The 22,298-nt window shown below is 40.4% G+C and carries 20 protein-coding genes and 1 tRNA gene; 2 read left to right on the forward strand and 19 right to left on the reverse strand.

Annotated elements, in window-relative coordinates:
- Positions 1-26: 26 nt before the first annotated feature.
- From HXT53_RS03840 to HXT53_RS03850, 3 genes are all read right to left on the reverse strand, one after another.
- Positions 27-2,555: a DEAD/DEAH box helicase gene (locus HXT53_RS03840; protein WP_421779967.1), complete on the reverse strand. Its 2,529-nt coding sequence runs from the start codon at positions 2,553-2,555 to the stop codon at positions 27-29.
- Positions 2,556-2,620: 65 nt separating this feature from the next.
- Positions 2,621-4,825, reverse strand: coding sequence for a bifunctional cytidylate kinase/GTPase Der (gene der, locus HXT53_RS03845; protein WP_009994715.1), 2,205 nt, complete (start codon positions 4,823-4,825; stop codon positions 2,621-2,623).
- Complete coding sequence (locus tag HXT53_RS03850; RefSeq protein WP_004113665.1) at positions 4,822-5,595, reverse strand: pseudouridine synthase; 774 nt, start codon at positions 5,593-5,595, stop codon at positions 4,822-4,824. The genes der and HXT53_RS03850 overlap by 4 nt, the downstream gene beginning before the upstream one ends.
- 199 nt (positions 5,596-5,794) lie before the next feature.
- Here HXT53_RS03850 and HXT53_RS03855 point away from each other — a divergent pair, with 199 nt between their 5' ends.
- Positions 5,795-6,781 carry an MIP/aquaporin family protein gene (locus HXT53_RS03855; RefSeq protein WP_013399605.1) on the forward strand — a complete coding sequence of 329 codons (987 nt, stop codon included), beginning with the start codon at positions 5,795-5,797 and terminating at the stop codon, positions 6,779-6,781.
- A gap of 27 nt (positions 6,782-6,808) precedes the next feature.
- Here HXT53_RS03855 and HXT53_RS03860 read toward each other — a convergent pair whose 3' ends face one another.
- The 15 genes from HXT53_RS03860 to HXT53_RS03930 all read right to left on the reverse strand — a co-directional run bounded on the left by HXT53_RS03860 (position 6,809) and on the right by HXT53_RS03930 (position 19,934).
- Positions 6,809-7,198, reverse strand: coding sequence for a DUF3017 domain-containing protein (locus HXT53_RS03860; RefSeq protein WP_004113661.1), 390 nt, complete (start codon positions 7,196-7,198; stop codon positions 6,809-6,811).
- A 106-nt stretch (positions 7,199-7,304) separates the two neighbouring features.
- Positions 7,305-8,945 carry a bifunctional phosphoribosylaminoimidazolecarboxamide formyltransferase/IMP cyclohydrolase gene (purH, locus tag HXT53_RS03865; RefSeq protein ID WP_373271524.1) on the reverse strand — a complete coding sequence of 547 codons (1,641 nt, stop codon included), beginning with the start codon at positions 8,943-8,945 and terminating at the stop codon, positions 7,305-7,307.
- Positions 8,946-9,018: 73 nt separating this feature from the next.
- Positions 9,019-10,614: a DUF6350 family protein gene (locus HXT53_RS03870; protein WP_014554569.1), complete on the reverse strand. Its 1,596-nt coding sequence runs from the start codon at positions 10,612-10,614 to the stop codon at positions 9,019-9,021.
- Between the two features lie 133 nt (positions 10,615-10,747).
- On the reverse strand, positions 10,748-11,329 hold the full coding sequence (locus tag HXT53_RS03875) for an adenine phosphoribosyltransferase (protein ID WP_004113656.1): 582 nt from the start codon (positions 11,327-11,329) through the stop codon (positions 10,748-10,750).
- 18 nt (positions 11,330-11,347) lie between these two features.
- Positions 11,348-11,764 carry a preprotein translocase subunit YajC gene (gene yajC, locus HXT53_RS03880; protein WP_004113655.1) on the reverse strand — a complete coding sequence of 139 codons (417 nt, stop codon included), beginning with the start codon at positions 11,762-11,764 and terminating at the stop codon, positions 11,348-11,350.
- A 68-nt stretch (positions 11,765-11,832) separates the two neighbouring features.
- Positions 11,833-12,894, reverse strand: coding sequence for a Holliday junction branch migration DNA helicase RuvB (ruvB, locus tag HXT53_RS03885; protein WP_004113654.1), 1,062 nt, complete (start codon positions 12,892-12,894; stop codon positions 11,833-11,835).
- Between the two features lie 6 nt (positions 12,895-12,900).
- Positions 12,901-13,539, reverse strand: coding sequence for a Holliday junction branch migration protein RuvA (ruvA, locus tag HXT53_RS03890; protein ID WP_004115031.1), 639 nt, complete (start codon positions 13,537-13,539; stop codon positions 12,901-12,903).
- A 48-nt stretch (positions 13,540-13,587) separates the two neighbouring features.
- On the reverse strand, positions 13,588-14,169 hold the full coding sequence (gene ruvC, locus HXT53_RS03895; RefSeq protein ID WP_004113652.1) for a crossover junction endodeoxyribonuclease RuvC: 582 nt from the start codon (positions 14,167-14,169) through the stop codon (positions 13,588-13,590).
- 6 nt (positions 14,170-14,175) lie between these two features.
- The gene (locus HXT53_RS03900) at positions 14,176-14,934 is read right to left on the reverse strand and encodes a YebC/PmpR family DNA-binding transcriptional regulator (protein WP_004113651.1); all 759 of its coding nucleotides are present in this window, start codon (positions 14,932-14,934) and stop codon (positions 14,176-14,178) included.
- A gap of 65 nt (positions 14,935-14,999) precedes the next feature.
- The gene (locus HXT53_RS03905) at positions 15,000-15,662 is read right to left on the reverse strand and encodes a CDP-alcohol phosphatidyltransferase family protein (RefSeq protein WP_004113650.1); all 663 of its coding nucleotides are present in this window, start codon (positions 15,660-15,662) and stop codon (positions 15,000-15,002) included.
- A gap of 106 nt (positions 15,663-15,768) precedes the next feature.
- Positions 15,769-15,839, reverse strand: a tRNA-Gln gene (locus tag HXT53_RS03910).
- Between the two features lie 76 nt (positions 15,840-15,915).
- The gene (locus HXT53_RS03915; RefSeq protein WP_032833905.1) at positions 15,916-16,938 is read right to left on the reverse strand and encodes a ribose-phosphate diphosphokinase; all 1,023 of its coding nucleotides are present in this window, start codon (positions 16,936-16,938) and stop codon (positions 15,916-15,918) included.
- Positions 16,939-17,064: 126 nt separating this feature from the next.
- Complete coding sequence (nadD, locus tag HXT53_RS03920) at positions 17,065-17,901, reverse strand: nicotinate-nucleotide adenylyltransferase (protein ID WP_004113635.1); 837 nt, start codon at positions 17,899-17,901, stop codon at positions 17,065-17,067.
- 49 nt (positions 17,902-17,950) lie between these two features.
- Positions 17,951-18,526, reverse strand: coding sequence for a hypothetical protein (locus tag HXT53_RS03925; protein WP_020760379.1), 576 nt, complete (start codon positions 18,524-18,526; stop codon positions 17,951-17,953).
- A gap of 49 nt (positions 18,527-18,575) precedes the next feature.
- Positions 18,576-19,934, reverse strand: a complete 1,359-nt coding sequence (locus HXT53_RS03930) for a glutamate-5-semialdehyde dehydrogenase (protein WP_020760378.1) — start codon at positions 19,932-19,934, stop codon at positions 18,576-18,578.
- A 72-nt stretch (positions 19,935-20,006) separates the two neighbouring features.
- Between HXT53_RS03930 and thrC the strand changes: the two genes are divergently transcribed.
- Complete coding sequence (thrC, locus tag HXT53_RS03935; RefSeq protein WP_064622943.1) at positions 20,007-21,524, forward strand: threonine synthase; 1,518 nt, start codon at positions 20,007-20,009, stop codon at positions 21,522-21,524.
- Positions 21,525-21,534: 10 nt separating this feature from the next.
- On the opposite strand, the gene HXT53_RS03940 is transcribed toward thrC, so the two are convergent.
- Positions 21,535-22,260, reverse strand: a complete 726-nt coding sequence (locus HXT53_RS03940) for a regulatory protein RecX (protein ID WP_004113627.1) — start codon at positions 22,258-22,260, stop codon at positions 21,535-21,537.
- Positions 22,261-22,298 lie beyond the last annotated feature (38 nt).

Consider the following 22,298-nt stretch of genomic DNA (forward strand, 5'->3'; position numbering starts at 1 on the left):
GTGCTCTGTTAGCACATTTTTAAGAATCACACGTGCGACACTCTGTAGTCAAAGAACACAACTTCGCCTGTATCTTGTGTGGAATCCAAATCAACAACACCAGTAATAGCCCAATTATGGTCTCCGTCCGAATCGTCAATAATTTGCCGAACTTTCCACGAATGTTCACTCTTCTCAAGCGAATCATCCAAAATAAACAAGTCGCCACTTCTAGCCTTGGCATCGATACCAACATACTCGTGCTCATCGTAATAGTCGTCAAGCACATCATTCCACTCGTGAACGCCGTAACCCCAAGCCTTGTCAAGCTCTCCTAAAGTATCCGCATCTTCCAAATCCATAAGCTGCACGCGACGGAACATTGCGTTTCTAATCAACACAATAAGTCCACGACGATCCTCAACAACAGACTCAGAAGTTCCAGGCGCCGCCATAGTTACAGCACTAGCTTCAGCGTCTGATCCTCCTGCACTCTCCCACTCGTCAACAAGACTTGAATCAATAGATCGCACAACAAGACGAAGCCACGAAATAATATCACACAATTCTTCGTTCAGCATGTCTTCTGGCACAGTGCGAGCAAGCGAACGATAAGCGTCCGAAAGGTAACGAAGAAGCGTTCCTTCACTTCTAGCAATGCCATAGCGCGAAATATAGCCAGTAAAATCGGACGCTGTTTCAACCATGTCTCGAAGCACAGATTTAGGCTTAATCCAGTAGTCGTTTGCCCACGGAACATCTTTGCGATATTGCGCAAAAGCAGACTCAAGCAAATCTTCAAGAGGCTTAGGGTAGCTAACTTCCACTAAGCGTTCCATGCGCTCCTCGTAATCAATGCCATCATCCTTCATGCCAGCCATTGCAGCATCGCGAGCCTTACGCTCTTGTGCGCGAAGCACAGGCTTAGGATCATCTAAAGTTGCTTCAACCATAGAAATTACATCAAGCGCATAGCTTGGAGATTCTGGGTCTAGAAGTTCCAAAGCTGCGAGCAAGAACGGAGAAAGCGGCTGATCCAGCGCAAAGCCCTCTGGCATAGCAACATCAAGATCATAATCACAAGAACCATCCGAAAGCTCTCTGCATTCAATCACTTGAGTATCGAGCAAAGTTTGGAAAATATCGTTGCAACGCTCGAGCAATTTCTCTTTATCTTGCGGCTTTTGCGCACTATCTTCAATAAGTTTTTCAACGCGTGCTCTAGCATCCCCACCTTGCGTAACTTCGTTCAAAATCATTGAGTGCGTTACAACCATGTGAGGATTCAAAGTTTCTGGAGCGCTTTCAATAAGCTTAGTAAACGTTGGCTCGCCCCAAACTACAAAGCCTTCTGGAGCTTTCTTACGCTTAACTTTTTTAAGCTTCTTAGGATCATTTCCAGCTTTTGCAACAGCGCGCGCATTCTCAATCTCGAACTCTGGAGCCTCTGCAACTACTAAGCCCTCAGTATCGAATCCCATTCTGCCTGCACGTCCTGCAATTTGATGAAACTCGCGAGCACGAAGCTTTCTACTACGATTCCCATCAAATTTTGTAAGAGCTGTAAGAACAACCGAGTGAATTGGCACGTTAATACCAACTCCGAGAGTGTCTGTGCCACAAATAACGGGCAGCAATCCTTGCTGAGCTAACTGTTCGACAAGCCTACGGTAACGCGGAAGCATACCAGCATGGTGTACGCCTACACCCGTGCGCAGTAGCCTTTGCAAGATTTTGCCGAAACCTGTAGTAAATTTAGTACCTTTAATCGCTTGAGCAATTTTGTCTCGCTGATCTTTGCTAGAAACCCCCGTGCTTGCAAGCGCTTGAGCTGTTTCTAGAGCTGCATCTTGCGAAAAATGAACTACATAGATTGGCGTTAAACCCTTGTTAAATAAGAGTTCTACAGTTGTTGCAAGCGGCTTATCTGTGTACTCGTATTCGAGTGGGATTGGTCTTGGCGCATTAGCAATAATATCAACACTACGTTTTGTTGATTTTTCTAAACGTTCCGCAATATCCGTTACGTCTCCAAGAGTTGCGCTCATAAGTAAGAATTGCGTATTTGGAAGTGTAAGTAACGGAACTTGCCAAGCCCATCCGCGCTCTGGATCACCATAGTAGTGGAATTCGTCCATTGCAACGCAATCGACTTCAGCGTTTGCGCCTTCGCGTAAGGCTTGATTTGCTAAGATTTCTGCAGTGCAGCAGATTATTGGAGCGTCCGCGTTAATATGCGAATCTCCTGTAATCATACCAACGTTGTCGCGTCCAAAAATCGCAACTAAATCGAAGAATTTTTCGGAAACAAGAGCTTTAATTGGCGCAGTATAGTAGGAGCGTCTGCAGGTAGCGAGCGCTGCAAAATGCATGCCGAGCGCTACTAGAGATTTTCCAGAACCGGTTGGAGTATTTAAGATAACATGGTCTCCTGTAAGCAAATCCATAACAGATTCTTCTTGATGCGGCCACAAATCTACATGCTTGTTATCTTTAACCCAATCAACAAATGCTTGAAAAATCTCGTCTTCGCTAGCATGATGCAAATCAAAAGCTAACTCGCCCAGACCAGCCATATTCCGCTCCTACTTTACTTAAGCTTTACTCGTGACTTTAATCGCAAATTTATTTACTTGCGATTTTACTTGCGCTTCTTCTTATCTCGTACTTTTACAGAGATTTGAATAGGAGTTCCCTCAAATCCAAACTCTTCTCGAAGAGAACGCTCAATAAAGCGACGGTAACCGTGCTCTAAGAAGCCTGTTGCGAATATCACGAAACGCGGTGGGCGCGTAGAAGCCTGAGTAGCAAACAAGATTCTCGCTTGCTTTCCGCCTCGCAAAGGATGCGGATGAGCAGACTGAATACGACCTAAGAAAGCGTTGAGCTTGCCTGTAGGAATGCGCTTATCCCAGCTGTCTAAAGCTGTTCGCATAGCGCGCGCAAGACGATTCGTATGCCATCCTGTTTTTGCGGAGAGATTAACGCGCTCAGCCCAAGTTACGCGCTCAAACTCAGTTTTCCACAAGCGTTCCATGCGCTGTCTGGAAAATTCGTCCATCAAGTCCCACTTGTTAAACACAAGTACGATTGCTCGACCCGCGTCTACAGCCTGGCTCATAACTTTCAAATCCTGCTCTGCAATCGGCTGGGAAGAATCGAAAAGAATCAAAGCAAGTTCAGAACGCTCAATCGCAGCTTGCGTACGAAGTGAAGAATAGTATTCAGCACCAGTAAGCTTATGCTGCCTGCGCTTAATACCAGCAGTGTCAATAAACAGCCAGTCTTCTCCATCAACTCGCACAACCTCATCAACAGGATCTCGAGTAGTTCCAGCCAAATCGTTTACAACAGAACGTTCTTCATGAGCTAAATGGTTCAAAAGCGAAGACTTACCAACGTTTGGACGCCCAACTAAAGCAACTCTGCGAAGTCCTTCTGGAGTCAAGAATCCTGAAGTTTTATTCGCTTTCTTCAAAGAGTTAAGAGCCGCGTCAAGCAAATCTCCAACGCCTCTGCCATGCATTGCAGAAATTCCGTAAGGCTCACCCATTCCGAGCTTCCAAAACTCTGCAGTTAAATACTCGCTTCTAGCGTCGTCAACCTTGTTAACTGCCAGAGTAATAGGCTTACCTGCAGCGCGAAGCATTGAAACAATGCGCTCGTCTGTAGCTGTTAAACCAACCTGACCATCTACTAGGAAAATCACAGCATCACTTAAACGCACTGCCACTTGTGCTTGCTGAGCAATAGAAGAATCTATTCCTTCAACATCTGCTTCCCAGCCGCCAGTGTCAACCAGCTTAAAGTTGGTTCCAGCCCACTCAGCGTCGTAACTTACGCGATCTCTAGTAACGCCTGGAGTATCTTCCACAACAGCAACTCTGTGACCCAGAATACGATTTACAAGCGTTGATTTTCCAACGTTTGGTCGACCTATAACGGCGATTACTCCAACAGCTTTTGTATCTTTCGATTCATCATCGCTTGCAAAATCACCGCTAAGAAGCGCACGATCTTCATCATCAAGATCGTAGCCTTCAAGATTTGCAGCATAACGGTCGTACTCATCTTGCTCAATTGCATCGTCAACAATCTCTACAAGCGCGTCAAGAGTCTGCTCAAAAGTTAAATCAGAATTATCTAGAGTTGTAACACCGTCTGCAGCTTTAAGAAAATTCGTAACTTTAGCATCTTTAGCATCACGAGCGCGAATATCGTCTTCTTCAGATTCATTATTCTTAGATTCATTATTTTGCAAATTTTCTTGCTCAATATCCTGCTTATTTCTGCGAGCTTGACGCACTTCCTCACGAGCAGTAAGAAGCACTCGAACTTGAGCATTTGGAGCCACAACAGTAGTAATATCGCGGCCTTCTGCAACTATTCCCTCTCCGCCTGAGAAAGAATCTTCACTAGACTCTGAAGCAATATACGCGCGCTGAGCAGCAATAAGCATGCGTCGAACTGCAGGAATCGAAGAAACCGTAGACACGTGCGAAGAAACTTCGCTGGAACGCAATTCTTCGCTAATATCTTCACTATCAATTACGACTACAGGATTTTTTGGATCAACACTAAATTCAGCATGATCTTCCGTAAACAATGCTCCAACAGCTTCAACAATTTGATTCAAGCGTTTTGCATCTGCAGAATTCGTTGAATTTCCTTCTTCATCCAACTCAAGCTGCTTGCTTAAATCAATACCTTGCTTCAAGCACCACCAAGCAGCAGCTCGATACATTGCCCCCGTATCTAAATACGCAAAACCATAGTATTGCGCTAAAGCACGAGAAGTAGAAGATTTACCTACTCCTGCTGGTCCATCAATTGCTACGCAAATCACAGGCCAACCTCCTTAGAAAGCGAGCGTACTTCTGTTTGAGAAAGCACTCGATACGATCCAGCTTTTAAGTCCCCTAACTTAATAGGGCCGATTTGAGTACGCACAAGACGCTTTACAGGATATCCTACGGCTCCAAAAATCCTGCGCACAATGCGATTTTTGCCAGAGTGTAAAACAACTTTTACGATTGTTGCATCGTGATTTTGGTCGATTATTGCACAGCGATCGAGCTTAATCCAGCCGTCTTCCAGATTTACGCCTTGCGAAACTAGCCTGCGGCAAACCATTCCGTTGATCTTGCCTTCAACAGTTGCAATATACGTTTTCTCAACTTCATACTTTGGATGCATAACATGCTGGCTTAACTCACCATCGTTGGTCATTAAAATAAGACCTTCAGAATCGTAGTCCAAGCGTCCCATGTGGAAAATTCGCTCGTACTTATCTCCAACAATGTCTCTTAAAGTGAAGCGACCTTTTGGATCATCCATTGCGCTCAAAACTCTTTTAGGCTTATTAAGCGCGAGCGTTACAAGCTTGTGATTAAATTTCACTCTCGATCCGTCTACGCGTATTTTTTGTTTACTTGGATCTACTCGAGTTCCGAGTGTTGTTACAAGCTCATCATCTACTTCAACACGCCCATCTAAGATTATTTCTTCACACTTTCGGCGTGAACCAAATCCCGCTTCAGCAAGTAGCTTTTGCAGTCGAACAGCGTTTTTGGATTCTTGTTGCGCCTGATTGGCGCGGGAATATGCGTTTGGCATCGTTCTCCCAACGTGACCTTATTCGTATTCTTTTAATAAATTAGTAGCAAATTTTCATATTCTGCAATAAATACAGGAAATTACCACGTTTTTCTATGTTAGCGTATGGCATAGCCGTGATACTATAGCAAACGTTTGGTTGTGCTGTAAATAATAAAAACCAGCATAGCGGTGTACACAATTAACGTAAGGAATTGTTATGAACTACACTTCAAATGCAGATTGCTCTGTTTCTAAACAATCTTCTGCACTTAGAACTCCGCTCATTTTTAGAGTAGGAGCAGAATTCATTGCAAGCGCTTTTGCAATGTTCACTATCTACATGTTCTCATCTATTGTTACTGCAATGTATGGCGTAAATGTTCTTATGATTGCAGTAGGAACTGGCATTGCTTATGCTGCTGCTATTGGTATTGCATCTAAGTTTTCTGGCGGACATGTAAATCCTGCTATAACTATCGCATCTATGCTTACTGGCAGAACTCCTTATATTTCTGGAATTTTATACATTATTGCTCAGGTTCTTGGAGCTATCGCTGCAGCTGGAGTAACTGTTTTTGTTCTGCCACAAACAAAGATGGTTCCAGCTCACACTTGGTTTGCTCCTGTTGTTAATGGTTTTGAAAATGCTTCCATTTCTGCAAACCAACTTAAGAGTGTTAATGCATCTTTTGGCGTTATTACTGCTCTTGTTGTTGAAATTATTGCAGTTCTTGTTATTGTTGCAACAGCCATGACGTACATGAATGACAACGGCAGCACAAAATGCGGATATTCTACTCACATGGGCATTGCTTATGCCGCTGGAGCTTTCATTACTTATCAAATTACTGGAGCTGGTTTAAACCCTGCCCGTTCTACTGGCATTGCTATTCTTGCTCAATCGCAAAAGTTATCTGTCTCACCATTGAGTCAACTTTGGGTATTTTGGATTGCACCTGTTTTTGCCGCTGCGCTCGTAGGATTTGTCATGCTTATTTGCAAGCTTGCAACTTCTTCTTCAAATAATCAGAATCCTGTTGCTGCTGATTGCTCAAATCAAACTTCTCCTGTTCTACAGAATACTGTTCCTGTAGTTCCAGAACCTCCTGTTAACACAGAGTCTTCAGTAACCCCTTCTACGACTTTGGATTCTACTGGAAACGATAATGTTCCATTTAATCCTTTTAACAGAGATGATAAATAGAATTTCGTGAATTAAATCTATCGGATTCTACATTAAGAAAAAAATTGAAAAATACGTTATCAATAGTCCAATTCCTAGCGAAATGCTTATGAAAGAATCGAAGGCTACAGATCTAACCTTCCATGGACTTTTTTGAGTAAATATTAAGCGTATGATTCCAAGAACAATGGCTGTTGCGGCAATTATTACCGTGGCAGCCATTGTTTTACCCATAAACGCCAATACTGCGCTTACGCATACTATTGCTGCCACAATCCATTGCGCATACGGTTTTCCTTCTTTGACTTCAGAAACGTATATATGGTTTGATTTTTTTGCTAATTCAGATTCATTTACATTTAAAATGTTCTTTTGAATTTTTGATACATCGTCTTGTTTTTCATACCGATCATTAATTGTCATACTTGTATAATACATAAAAGACCTTGGAAAGTATACGAAAATACAATCCAAGGTCCTTTTTATAGAATACTTGTATTAATTAAAAAATTAATAAATATTTTATTATTCAGTCAAATACTATTTAGTGGAAGAAGTGCCTTGTACCAGTAGTGTACATTGTTACTCCAGCCGCACGCGCAGCTTCAAACACTTCCTCATCTCTAATTGACCCTCCTGGCTGCACAATTGCTCGCACACCTGCGTCAATAAGGATTTGCGGACCATCAGCAAATGGGAAGAATGCATCCGAAGCCGCAACAGCTCCACGAGCACGCTCAACACCATCAGCAAGAGTATTAGCACGCTCAACAGCCAAGTGGCAAGAATCCACGCGATTAACCTGCCCCATGCCAATGCCAACAGTAGCATTATCGTGTGCAAGTAGAATTGCGTTAGACTTTACGCAACGAAGCGAGCGCCATGCAAACTCTAAGTCTTTCAAAGTATCAGTATCTGCAGCTTCTCCAGATACAAGAGTCCAATTTTGAGGATTATCGCCAAAATCATCAATCTTATCTGCGCTTTGTACCAATGCGCCACCATCAATAGGATGCACCTGCAAGCCCAAAACTGGAGGATTTGCAACCTTTAAGATTCGCAAATTCTTCTTCTTAGTGCGCAATAACTCCAAAGCCTCAGGCTCATAATCTGGAGCAACAATTACCTCTGTGAAAATTGGTCGAACACTTTCAGCCATTTCTAGTGTAACAGTTGAATTGCAAGCAATCACACCGCCGTAAGCACTTACAGGATCGCAAGCGTGAGCTTTCTTATGAGCAATAGCTGCAGTTGCACCTATTGCTAAGCCGCAAGGATTATTATGCTTGCATACTGCAACAGCGATTTGTGGGGCAAAATCCCATACTGCACGCCAAGCCGCATCCGCATCAACATAATTGTTGTAGCTCATCGGCTTTCCACCAAGAAGTTCAGCTTGAGCTAAACCTCCCTTATGCAATGGGTCAAGATAAAGCCCCGCCTGCTGATGTGGATTTTCACCATATCTAAGCTTGCGATTTAACTTCCACGTACGCGTATAATCAGTTGGAAGAATCAAATCCTCACTTGTTTTATCAACTGAATTTGCGTCTTCCTCAGACTTGGTCTTCATACTTTCTGGAATTGACCAAACTTCACTTGTCCACTGGCATATTGCAGCATCGTAAGAAGCCGTATGTTCAAATGCTTTATGCGCCAAGTATTCGCGTTCTTCTAGGCTAAAACCTTCTCCAGATAACACTCTTTGGGCAAGAATATTATAATCTGCAGGGTCTGTAATAACAGCCACAGATTTATGATTTTTCGCGGCAGCGCGAACCATAGATGGTCCACCAATATCGATTTTCTCAATAATCTGAGCTTCGCTTCCACCGCTCATAACAGTGTTTACAAACGGATACAAATTCACTACAACAGCATCAAATGGCTCAATATTTAACTCTTTAAGCTGCTTTACATGATCAGGATTGCTCATATCTGCTAAAATCCCAGCGTGAATATGTGGATCGAGCGTCTTAACCCTACCATCTAAGCTTTCTGGGAAACCTGTTATATCAGATACTTCCGTAACCTTTACACCTAATTCTTGGAGTTTTGCAGCTGTTGAACCTGTTGAAACAACCTGAGTTCCGCACTTTTTAAAAGCGTCTGCCAGAGTTTCTAGCCCTTCTTTGCAAAATACTGATACAAGTACTCGCTTGATTGACCTTTTACCTGTGGTTATCAGCACATCTGCACTTGATTCTTGCGCGTGTATCTGTTGCACGGTGGTCTTCCTCCTTGATGTTGGACGAGGATTATTTTTTATTGACTTTCGAACTAACTGTTCTAGGTTTTCTAGTATCAGTTTTGTTCTCAAGCAAAGGTTGTTTTTTAGTGGATTTAACGCTTCGCGGCTGACTTATATTATCTGTTTCATTTTGACTAATTGAACAAGATGAACGCGTTTTTTCTTTTTTTGAAGACATATAATCAGCAGACTTTTCAGACATATTGTTTTCTTTAGGAGTTATTACTGACGTTTCACATGACTGTTCAACTGGTTTTGATTGCGATTTTATGTTCTGATTTTCTTTTGACTTTTCACTAATATTTTCAGATAACTTTTTGGAAAATATATTAAAATTCGACGGCTTAATGGAATCATATTTCTCAAAAATTTTAGAACTTAACGCACGAATAGAAATTATTATTGCGCACACAAATATAACGAGAATCCAGGCCAACCCAAAACCAAATACTGTTAAATGACCTAAAGCACGAACACTTCTACTTACATTTACACCAACATTGGATAAACGATATTTACCTAAATCACCGTTTGCGAACAAGAATAGTATACTCATAACGAGTATTACTAATATGCAAGTTGATACCAAAACTACAGCTGATTCCACAAAAGCAATAACGGTAGACTTCCAATCAAGTTTATCTTTATCGAAATGCAAACGAATATTACAAGACTTAGAATATAAAATCACAAATAACGCAAATACGCCACATAAGGCAAAAACAATACCATTGACAAGAAGCCTATAAAGTGAATCACCTATAGAGTCTGGGAATATGGCAAAGAATGGAACAGGAGGCAAAGACTTACGATTAACTGCATAAATTGTGAAATTAGCAACTGATCCTATAGCAAATCCTGAACCTGAAATCCATGATAATGCCCATAATGCAACATTTGGAAGCCATACCAGACATGCAATTGTGGTTAAAATTCTTGAACCTAATTGCATTCCTAACTTTGAAAAAACTATCTCAACATTACTTGCTCCAACAATGGACCAAAAGATAATCGTTGATAATGCAATAATTGCATAAATTGACAACACGATTACGGTTGAATAAAGGCAAATTTTTATGCGTTTTAATATATGTTCAGGAACATTTTTTGTTATATTATTTTTGATTAATACAAACAATGAGCTGTATGGGAAAACAGCTATTAACTGTGCAAAAGCATATACACAAAAGCTTTTTAACAATATGACTGGTAACGAATCCAATAACTCAATATTAGTATTTTGAGATATAACTCCAGTGATGAAAACCCAAACAAATAAACCAATACAATTTACTAGCGATCCACCTTTTAGTTTTCTCATCAGAATCGCAAGCATTGTAATTATAAGCGAAGTCAAACCAAGTGGAATAACTGTAAGAATAAAATCATCAAAGCCTAGACCAACTCCTTGCGCAAAAAGAAGAGCAGCCCATGTCATCGACATTGATGAATCGGAAAGATTACCAGTTCCTTCTTCTATAGAAATAACAAGAAGGGTTAGTGACATGAATAATCCAACAACTATTGCAAAAATCAAAGTCGCAATAGCGGGTATAGATATCCCCTTCAAAATGCTAATAAGAGAAGACTTCAGTTTTTTCATAACATCATCCTCCCTTATTAGCCGCTTGAAGTTAGATCTAAGTTGTTCGATTTTTTATGATTACACCTAAAAACAATATATGAATAAATGTAGCTGCCCAAGTACAACACAAGCTACTACTCATACACCACTTTTATGCAGGCATCGTCATTAAACTAGAGCATTTATAAGATTGCAACTCATTCATTCCGCTAATTCCTGTTAACTCCATTACAAAGCAGAATCCAGCAACAGTGCCCTGCGACCTTTCAACAAGTCGCGCAGCAGCTTTTGCAGTTCCTCCTGTAGCAATTAAATCGTCAACAATAAGAACACGCTGACCAGGCTTTATAAGATCTTTCTCAATCTCTATCTTAGCTTCCCCATATTCGAGAGAATATGACTCGCTTATGACTTCGGGAGGCAATTTACCTGCTTTTCTTACGGCAACAAAACCTTTATTGAGTCGAGCAGCCAAAGCTGGACCAAACAAAAATCCACGAGCCTCAAGTCCAGCAACTAAATCAAACGAATCTTGAGAAACTGGCAACGAATCTACTAATGAATCAATAAGAATTCGCATACCACGATTATCAGCAAAAACAGGAAGAAAATCGCGGAAAACAATCTTTGGATTTGGAAACCCTGGAATTGTTCTAATAAGAGATGCTAAATATTTAACATCCTCATCACTAACATTCTTCAAAGATTTTACTGTAATATCAGTTGTTGTCATAATCTTATTGTTCTTATCTCAGTTTTCTTTGACTTCACCAGTTTCGCTGGATTCTTGAATCTGCTCAGTTTCGCTCGATTCTTGAGATTCATCTTTATCAGATGCATCAACATCTTCCGAGTTATCAGCTTCATCGTCTTTGTCATAGCTGTTGAAATCTACACGAACATAAACTCTATTCACAGCTCTGAAAGACACTCGAAGTAAACTACCTTCTGAATCTAGAACAATCTCTTCGTGATCAGAATCAACTACGACGACCTTACCGATAATTCCACCAATTGTTATAACTTCAACGCCTGGTTTCAAAGAATCATGGAAGGACTTCAACTCATTTTGACGCTTTTTCATATTACGAGATTGGAACCACATGATACCAACCATGGCAATCACGAGTACAATAAGCATGCCATACTGGCTAACAAATTGGGGCACAATAAACTCCTTATGTATCCAACCCTGAGACGGACAAAACACCGCCCAAAACACTTATTTTATGTTATCTATCTGACATTATCAGGCGCTTTAAGACCTAAGTGTTGCCAAGCTTTTTCAGTGGCAACACGACCTTTAGGAGTCCTAATAAGAAACCCTTCACGCACTAAATACGGCTCACAAACGGTTTCTACAGTTTCTGCCTCTTCTCCAACCATTGCAGCCAAATTATTAAGCCCAACTGGACCACCATTAAATTGATTCACAATAGCTTTCAAAACCGCAATATCTAGACGGTCAAGACCTTGAGTATCAATCTGATACAACGATAAGGCTTCTATTACAGACTCGCGATTTACATCTTTAAGATTATGCACAACTGCCCAATCACGTACGCGTCTTAACAGTCGATTTGCGATTCTAGGAGTTCCTCTGGAACGAATAGCAAGTTCTTTAGCTGCTTGATCAACAAGATGAACACCAAGAAGAACAGATGAACGTTCAATCAGTTTTTCCAACTCATCGTGAGGATAAAAATCCAAGTGAGCCGTAAAACCAAAACGTGCTCTAAGCGGAGAAGGAAGCATACCTTCGCGCGTAGTAGCACCAACCACAGTAAAATGCGGCAATGTAAGAGGTATAGAAGACGCCCCTGGTCCTTTGCCAACCATAACATCAACTCGGAAATCTTCCATAGCTATATAAAGCAACTCTTCTGCAGCTCGAGGCAAACGATGAATCTCATCAATAAACAGTACTTCACCAGTATCAAGAGAACTCAAAATTGATGCTAAATCACCAGCATGTTGAATAGCAGGACCAGACGTAACTCTAATAGATACGCCTAACTCATTAGCAACAATCATTGCTAATGTTGTTTTTCCAAGCCCAGGAGGACCTGCAAGCAACATGTGATCTGGAGGAACATCACGCAATCTTGCAGCATCCAAAAAAAGTTGTAACTGCGCCTTTAAAAGAGGCTGTCCAATAAATCCATCTAGAGCATGAGGTCTTAATTCTTCATCGCTAATCTGTTCATTTCCTATAGGAGATGATGAAACAATTCTTAATGAATCTTCGGATACGCCAGTATTTAAAGCTTGTACGTCGATTCCTTCATCCAAACTCATGAATCATCACCTGCCTCTATCTAACGCTGCCAATGCCATACGCAAAACATTAGGCATATCTGAATCACTGATTGGCAGAGCAATTTTTTCACTATTACACACGTTTTCAACCGCTCTTTGAGCATCTGACTGCTTCCACCCTAAAGACATAAGTCCATCGACAACCTTGCTGATGCCAGATTCATCAAATTCCTTTTTATAAGATTTTGAATCTTTAGAAGTATCATCTTCATTTAATTGAGATACGTCAATAGAACCTTTAAGTTCAAGAACAATTTTTTGAGCACCCTTTTTACCTAATCCTGGAGCAGAAGACAATGCGGTGATATCGCCATCTGCAATAGCCTGCAATAAACGATTCACATTTAAAGTGGAAAGTAAAGAAAGAGCAACTTTAGGACCAACACCACTAACTTTCTGCTGAATTTGAAGAAAAATACGCTTGGCAGGCATACTTGTAAAACCATACAAAGTAACAGCATCTTGACTTACTTGTAAAGACGTATAAACCTTAACATCTTGACCTTCATGCAGCGCAGCCAAATCAGACGATGGCATATAAACTTCATAGCCAACACCACTAACACAGATAAGCGCACATCGAGAATCAACTGATTCAATAACGCCGCTAAGCATACCAATCATCAGCGCTCACCTTTCTAGATAAATAGAACATCTGTTCTATAAAACATACTACATGTCACGTCCGACAGAAGAATGTCTGCTAGCAGAACGCAAAGAAGCAGCCCACTTTCGTTGAGCCTCAGTTAAATGTTGCTCTCGCTCTCCTCCTTGCAAAGCCCCTGCTGGGCGAAGCGCGTGACAAATCGCTTGAGCCAAGGCATCAGCTGCATCTGCAGGAGTCGGTAAAACATTAAGATTTAAAAGACGCGCAACCATGCGCTCTACCTGAGTTTTATCCGCCTTTCCATTTCCAGCAACAGCGAGTTTAACCTCTGTAGGAGTATGCAAAGCTACAGGAATACCTCTCTGAGCAGCAGCCAACATTGCAACACCTGCAACTTGAGCAGTACCAAGAACAGTGTTTCGATTTTCTTGAGCAAAAACACGCTCAATCGAAATAGTATCTGGCGAAAACCTTTCGATTTTCTCCACCAGTCCATTGTAAATTTCGAGCAATCTTAAATCTTGAGAAGTCTTAGGATCACTTCTTAATACATCGACGTGAATAAAAGAAAGCCGACGAGAAACGCCGGCTTCAATCACGCCGACCCCGCAGCGAGTAAGCCCGGGATCAACGCCCAAAATCATCATAGGAAACTATTCTGCTTCCTCAAGCTGAGCCATAACCTCATCTGAAGCAGTCCAGTTGCTGTAAATATTCTGAACATCGTCCAAATCGTCGAGATTGTCAATCAAACGAGACACTTTCTGAGCATCTTCAAAGCTCAATTCAACCTCATTGTTTGGATGCATAACGATTTCTGCGGAATCATAGTCGAAACCAGCATCTTGCAAAGCCTTACGAACAGTTACCAAATCGCTAGAATCAGTGTATACGGAATACACATCACCGTCGTCAGCAACATCTTCAGCGCCAGCTTCTGCAGCAATATCAAAAAGCTTGCTATAGTCAACGCCTTCGCTAGGAACCTCAATCAAGCCCTTACGCTCAAAGTTGAAGCTAACAGAACCGCTTGTAGCCAAAGAACCATTGCCCTTTGTAAGAGTGGAGCGAACGTCTGCTGCAGCGCGGTTGCGATTATCAGTAAGGCACTCAATAATCAATCCAACACCTGCTGGAGCATAGCCTTCGTAAACAATCTCTTCGTAGTTTGCGCCGCCTGCTTCTTCACCAGAACCACGCTTAACAGCGCGCTTAATATTATCTGCTGGCATAGAAGCTTTTTTAGCCTTAACGATTGCATCGTATAAAGTTGGGTTACCATCAGGGTCTCCACCACCAAGACGAGCAGCGATTTCAATATTCTTAATAAGCTTGGCGAAAAGCTTGCCGCGCTTAGCGTCAATAGCGGCTTTCTTATGCTTTGTGGTCGCCCACTTGGAATGACCTGACATGATACTCCTAAAAAGTGTACGGTTACGTAAACGTGATGATTTTAATGCTCTTTAGCGACAAATCGTCATGCGCTAGTATTTTTAAGCAAATTTTTAACTTCAAAAATCCTCTGTATAACGGTTATGATACCACCAATACAAAGGATAAACATGGCTAAACTAAGCCATAAAAGCCAGTCAGTTAATCCACTTAATCCCATTGAAATCAATATAATAGCCACTCTGTCTGCTCTAGTAATCAAACCTTTTTTAGCTTCCACCCCAACGGACTCACCTCTTGCTCTAGCATATGACGTTACAAAAGCAGCCATAATTGCTATTAGCGAACAAAGCAATCCGCAATATTTTATAAAACCATTAACATATTCTGGCAAATATAAACATATGTTGATATTTTTAGCACGATATAAGCAAATACAAACACACAAAAATAGAGACCAATCAGCGATTCTATCTAAAGTAGAATCCAAAAACGCACCAAATTTCGTTCCACCATTTTGATTAGTTAAAGCAGCGACTGAACCATCCAAAGCATCTGCAAGGACAAAAATCGTAAGCAAAATTGTACCGAATAAAAGCCAGCCAGTCATAGAAACAAAAATTGAGGTTACTACAACAGCCAAAGTACCGAAAACAGTAATGCCATTTGCTGTACAGCCAAATTTTACAAGCAGCTTAGCAATAGGCGCAATAACACGCTTGAATCCACCTCTTAAAGATTCCAACATATCTAATAAAACGCCTTCCTAGATTAAACAAGCTACTCATACACACACTATCAACAAACTATGTTAATAAAAAACGCCGCTTAAAATTAAGCGGCGCAATTTCTAGCTCCCTCACCTGGATTCGAACCAAGACAAAGGGTTCCAAAGACCCGTGTGCTGCCATTACACCATGAGGGAACGGCGGAAAAAACCGCCAAGTCACTATTATGCCATAACAATTGACATCGTCAAGTTTGGCGTGGCGAAATAGGATTTATGCAAAGAAGAACCCCTTGCCATGATGCTCTGGATAAGTGTCAAACAGCTTTGCAACAGACCCATCTTCAAACACAGCTTTAATAGCACTTGCCAAAAGTGGGGCAATTGAAAGAACAGTTAACCCATCCCAACGCTTTTCTTCTGGAATTGGAACAGTATCCGTTAACACCACTTCCCTAGCTCCGCAATTCTTTAAACGTTCAACTGCAGGACCAGAAAGCACTCCGTGAGTTGCAACAACCGTAACAGACTTTGCACCAGCGTCCTTAAGAACATTACAAGCGCCTGCAATTGTTCCAGCAGTGTCAATTAAATCATCAACCATAACACAATCACGCCCAGCAACATCACCAACAACACGATTTGCTACAGCCTGATTTGGACGAGTAATATCTCTAGTCTTATGAACAAAAGCCAATGGACCTCCGCCTAAACGTTGCGCCCACTGTTCTGCAACTCGGATTCGACCTGCGTCTGGCGAAACAACGGTAACGTTTCCTAAATCTTCGCTGAAACGATCTCGAACGTAATCAACCAGCACTGGCATAGCAATCAAATGGTCTACAGGACCATCGAAGAATCCTTGCGATTGTGCCGCATGCAAGTCAACGCTCATGATTCGATCTGCGCCTGCTGTTTTAAGCAAATCAAACATCAAGCGGCAAGAAATAGGCTCACGACCGCGATGCTTTTTATCTTGTCTAGAATATCCAAGCAACGGGCACACAGCGGTAATAGAACGAGCAGACGCGCGCTTTAATGCGTCGATCATAATTAACTGTTCCATAATGGACTTGTTAACAGGGTCACTATGACTTTGCAACACAAACACGTCTGTTCCTCGCACAGACTGAGTGTAACGAACATACATCTCGCCATTGGCAAAATCATATGCTGTTGTTTCCAATACTTCTATACCAAGCTGATTTGCAACATCTCGAGCAAGCTTCGGATGCGCGCGACCAGTTACGAGAACAAGGTTTTTATCTGGCTTTCCTTCAAGGACGATGCTCACCATATCTCCAAACGCTAGTTCACTAACAGCCCACAAAAAACGGACTGTGATTAATACTATCTATTTGCGCAGACTATAATCATTAAGCCGTTTCATACACAACAAATCATTGCAAAAGATTCCAAATAATCACAAATCGCGTCTGTATAAACCATGCTTAACAATGTATTGAACAACTCCATCTGGAACCAAATACCATACAGGCTCCCCGTGCTCAGCTCGCTTACGAACATCAGTAGAAGAAATTGCTAGTGCTGGGATTTCCAAAATGTCAACTGGGAAACGATGACTGTGACAATTAATCATATCGTCACAAGAATCCGCTGAATACACATGAGCCTCAATTTGAGTAAACTTTTCTGGACTAGAATACCCAGGACGAGTAACAGCCACAAATCTAGCCAAATTCCACAGTTCTCTAGCATCTTTCCATTGCATAATCTCCGCAATAGCATCCGCGCCTGTAATAAAGAAAAGTTCAGCATCTGGATGCTGAGATCGAATATCGCGAAGCGTATCAATTGTATAAGTAACACCTGGTCTATCAATATCCACTCTGGAAACTGTGAACTTGGGATTAGAAGCAGTTGCAATCACAGTCATCAAATATCGATCTTCTGCGTTAGTAACCTTCTTATCAAGTTTAAAAACAGGCTTTCCTGTAGGAACAAAAATAACTTCGTCTAGATCATAAACCCATGCAACTTCAGAAGCTGCTACCAAGTGGCCGTTGTGAATAGGGTCAAAAGTGCCGCCCATGATCCCTATTCGTTGGCGCTGATGAACATTACCTCTAGCAGATTGACGGTGTTTAACAACACCTGCCACAACAGGCGGCGCAGCCTCAGTGCCATTAAAAGACCCTTGGAACAAGTCAGACATTCTGCGCTCTTCAGAAAAATCTTTTACTTCTGACTTAATACTATTTTGGGAATCAACTTTAGAGTTGTTTAGATTATTTTGCATTAATTCATTTCCACATTTTGTTCAAAATACACAAAATCAAGCATCATGATTATTTTGCACCATCAAGCAAATCAGCAGCATCATCTGCCTTAGCTTCACCGATAACGCTAGAGGCAACGTTCGCCTTATCAGGATTAATATTGCCCATTTCCTCATTCCACTCATCTTGAACAACCCGTTTAATCTCCTCAAATGTTGGAAGAGGAAAATCAGGCTGGAAAATACTTCTAATCTTTGCAACAGATTCTGTAATCTTAATAAGAATATCTGCCATATTATCTACTTCACCGCAACGCTCAAGATTACTGAATTGAGATATATTATCTTCCATTTTTCTCAAATTCTTATTAATCTCATCTAAAGCAGCATTATCCTGAGGCTTGAAAACAGTACGATTATCCCTATCTGGCCAACCCATTAATATTGCATCAGCATATTCAAGAGAAGATCTTTGAGATGCAGACGCAATACCATCTTCAATTTGCACTAAAAACACATAGCGAACTATGGATAAACGCTCAGCGGAAATATCTAAAGCATCTAAAACATTGAAATCAGACACACCATATGATTCGCTTTTCGCGTATACAATATCTGATTTAGTTGATTCCTGTGTATTTGGCATACTCATAACCTTACTCTTAATACCTTATTATCTGTCACAATTTATAACATCAAGCTCTTATTTGACCATCTCCATAACCAATCCACTTTGTGGTTGTCATTTCTCTCAAACCCATCGGACCCCTGGCATGTAATTTTTGAGTGGAAATGCCAAGCTCAGCTCCAAAACCAAATTCGCCGCCATCCGTAAATCTTGTTGAAGCATTTACCATAACAACAGCTGAGTCTACAGATGACACAAAATTATTGATTGTTAAATAATCTTCAGCAATAATCGTCTCAGTATGCCCCGTTGAATACTTTGTAATATGATTCGCAGCATCCTCAACATCTTTTACAATCTTTACTCCTATTTGCAAAGACAAATATTCACGATTCCAATCATCATCATTTGCATGTTCTAACTGCAAACCATTGATATTTGAATCGAATAGAATATTGTAGGATTTTTCATCAGCATGAATCAAAACATTATGTTTAGCTAACTCGCCTGCAATTCTTGGCAGAAAATCTTTAGCAATATCTTGATTTACAAGCAATTTTTCTGCAGCATTACAAACTCCAACTCTTTGAGTTTTTGCATTTACAATAATTTGTATCGCTTTTTCAAAATCTGCTGTTTTATCCACGTAAATATGAACATTTCCAGCTCCAGTTTCTATAACTGGAACTGTTGACTCTTTAACAACTGCAGCGATTAGATTTGCACTTCCTCTAGGAACAAGAACATCAATATGACCATGAGCATGCATCATTGACGTTGCTCCACTTCTTCCAAGATCATCAACAGATTCTATAAGATTTCCACTTACACCAAAATCTTTTAATACTTGCTTGATTACAGAAATTGTCGCATAGTTCGTGCGCTCAGCTGCACTACCGCCTCTTAAAATTACAGCATTTGAAGATTTTATGCACAAAGATGCAACGTCAACAGTCACATTTGGTCTAGCTTCGTAAATAATTCCCATTACGCCTATTGGCACTCTTACTTGAGAAAGCCTAAGACCATTTTCTAGCGTGTATCCACGAACAACTTCTCCAACAGGATCTTGTAATTGCGCTATTTTTCTAATACTTTTTGCAGATTGGAATATTCTTTCTTCATCAAATTTAAGTCTGTCTAGTTTTCCAGCATCCATACCATTTTTTTGAGCTTTTTCTAAGTCTTGCTTATTTGCTTCTTCAATAAATTCTGCATTATTTTCAATAGAATCAGCAATAGCATTTAGAAGATTATTTTTAAAATTGGTATTAGCTTTAGCAAATTCACGCTGTACTATTCGCGAAGCATCCGCTCTAGAAAAAACAATAGAATCTATAGAGTCCCCATAATCTTTAGACATATTGTTTTGTGCATTACTATGCGTTTCATCTAACTTTGTATCAAGATTAATCATATTGAACATATTAGCAATAGCAGTACTTAGGCTCCACCTCTTCAGGTAACATGTATACCAATTAGCACGAATGGAGGAATCATGGCAGAAAACACTACGAATACAGTTATGTTTCACAGCACTAGGTCAAACTCTAAAACCTATACATCGAAGCAAGCTATTCGTAGAGGAATAGCAGATGATGGTGGCTTGTTTGTTACGGATTGCCTTGGTGAAACTCGTTATGATATTTCTAATCTTTCTGGGAAAACTTATAAACAGATTGCTAAAGACGTTCTTCAAATTCTCCTTCCAGATTTTACGTCTAGTGAGCTTGATGAGTGCGTTGAAAATGCTTATGGAAGTCAGTGGGAAGATAGTGAAATTACTCCTCTAAAGACTCTTGGAAATAATAATGATTTTGTTCTAGAGCTTTTCCACGGTCCTACATGTGCTTTTAAAGATGTTGCTTTGCAGATTTTGCCGCAATTCATTAGTCACACAAAAAATGTATCTGATTCTAATAAAAATGTTATGATTCTTACCGCCACTTCGGGAGATACAGGAAAAGCTGCGTTAGCTGGGTTTGCGGATATTGAAGGCACTTCTATGGTCACTTTTTACCCAGAAGGTAAAGTAAGTAAAATTCAAGAATTGCAAATGACAACTCAAAGTGGAAATAACGTAAAAGTATGCGCTGTTAGAGGAAATTTTGACGATGCGCAAAGCGGCGTTAAACAAATATTTACTAACAATTCAATTAATGAAACGGTTGAAAACAATAATCACGCACTGCTTTCTTCTGCTAATTCGATTAATATTGGAAGACTTATTCCTCAAGTTGTTTACTACTTCTACGCTTATTCTAAGCTTGTTGAACAAGGCGTTATTGAACTTGGTAATGAAGTGGAATTTTGTGTCCCTACTGGCAATTTTGGAAATATTCTTGCTGGATATTACGCGAAAATTCTTGGTCTTCCTGTAAAACACTTAATCGTAGCGAGCAACAGCAACAATGTTTTGTTTGACTTTTTGGTCAGTGGAGCATATAACAAGATTCGACCATTTAACCAAACAATTGCACCGTCTATGGATATTCTTGTTTCTTCTAATTTAGAACGCATGCTTTACTACATGTGCGATAAAGATACACGACTGTTGCAAATGCTTATGAATGATTTACAACAATGGGGCGCCTTTGAAATACCAGATAATGTTCTTTCTAAAATTAGGAAACTTTTTGGTTGCGGCTGGGCAAACGAGGATCAAATTCGCGATTCCATACAAGAATGCTGGAATAAGCATAATTATGTTATTGATTCACATACTGCTTGCGGATACTTTGTTATGAATCATATTCCTCATGATTCTAATGTTCCGCGTGTTCTTTTGAGCACAGCAAGCCCGTATAAGTTCCCTAGGGTTGTTTGCGAATCTTTAGGCTTAAATGTTGAAGGATTAGATGATTTTGCTTGCATGGATTTGTTAGAAAGCAAAACTTCTACAAACGCTCCTAAAATGCTTAGCGAACTTAAAAATAAAACAGCTAGATTCAACGATGTTATTAACATCGAAGATATGCCAGATTATGTTCTTAAGTGCGCTAACGAAATTTGCTAAAGATTTTGGTTTAAGACTTAAACAAAGCATAATATACTTCGTTTAGTGTGTTTAAATCATGACCTTTTCTAGCTCCTGCAGAAAAGAATCTACGTCTTTTTACATTATCGTCTAGGCTTTTAAGTTTTAGCGATAATTTTCTGCCTAATTCCCATGCAGCTTCTTCAAAAACACCGTCTTCTCTAGCTTCTTGCAATGTTGAACAGGCCACAGTGGAAGAAACGCCCTTTTTTTGTAGCTCAATGCGAGTCGCACGTTCTCCCAACAATCTAGATACACATGAGCGTATAACGGATCTAGCATATTGTTTATCGTCAACCAAATGTAATTCTTCCAAACGAATTATTACGGATTCAACAATATTCTCTTTGTAACCCTTATTTATGAGCCTATTCTTTAAATCATCGGAAGATCTAGCTGAATAATCTAGCATTCGTAAAGCAGATTCTCTACAATCGTCGAAATCAGAGGCTTTTTTGGCATCTACTTTTTTAGCAGCTTTTCTACTATTAAATGAATTATACTTCTTAAAAGCGTAAGAAGAGTTTTCTTCACAATAATCTTCATGATTATTATCTAAGCTATCAAATGACTTATCATAAGCATCACTAACGCCAACTGTTGTTAAATCACAACCATTAACTTCAGATTCTTCTGCTTTTTCACACTCATTTTCTGCAGAATAATAAGAATCAACAGGTTTATGATTGCGAAGAAAACTCTCTACACTAATCATCTTCTATTCTTTTCACTGAATCTCAGCCAATATGATGT

This window comes from Gardnerella sp. KA00390, assembly GCF_049244075.1.
GTDB classification, from domain to species: domain Bacteria; phylum Actinomycetota; class Actinomycetes; order Actinomycetales; family Bifidobacteriaceae; genus Bifidobacterium; species Bifidobacterium vaginale.